Raw genomic sequence first — 702 nt, 5'->3', positions numbered from 1 at the left:
AAAAGCAATCGAAATTTAGCTCGTTTAGCCGAAGAATTTTTATTTTATGATGATAACCATCCTTGGGAAGAAAAAGAAGTTTATTTTCATTCTGTTTCATACCAAGCCGCTTCTTGGTCTAAACCGCGTCGAGTGTGTATTCGTTCAACTCGAGAAGCAAGTGAATTACTTTTCAGTCACGCTTTTATTGTCACAAGTTTTTCAGAAAGTATCTCACCAGAAAGAGTTTTTGAAACGTACAAGAAACGCGGCACAATGGAAAACTATATTAAAGAAGCCAAAAATAGTTTCTTCTTTGATAAGACAGACAGCCCTGAATTTACTGAAAATCATGCACGTATGATGGTTAGTGTTCTTGCTTATAATCTTTTCAATTTCCTAAAGACTTGTTGTTTTGATGAAAAATGGCGAGGACTCCAAGTGAATACCATCCGACTTCGATTATTTAAAGTCGCTGGTAAATTAGTACGAACTGCCAGACAAATGTATTTAAAGCTGTCTAGCTCCCATGTTTACCAAGCCGAGTTCTATCATGTCTTTAGGCGAATCCAGCGGATTCGACAATATATTTAACAACTTTTGTTTTTTTGAAAGTTATATATGTCAAGGGATTAGTGTGCCCAAAATTAGGATTCATAAATCAAAAAGACTCATTGGAGAGAACTAGATCGCAAAAAATGAACAAATTAAGTTAGAAAACTG

1 protein-coding gene is annotated in these 702 nt (G+C 35.0%); it reads left to right on the top strand.

What is annotated here, in order from left to right:
- Positions 1-573, top strand: a 573-nt coding sequence (locus ABDZ53_RS12790) for a transposase (protein WP_343757132.1), incomplete at its 5' end; no start/stop codon positions are given.
- Positions 574-702: the final 129 nt, after the last annotated feature.

Source organism: Alkalibacterium iburiense, assembly GCF_039521845.1.
GTDB lineage: Bacteria > Bacillota > Bacilli > Lactobacillales > Carnobacteriaceae_A > Alkalibacterium > Alkalibacterium iburiense.
The sequence above is the reverse complement of the archived record's forward strand: the minus strand, read 5'-3'. Positions and strand labels throughout refer to the sequence as shown.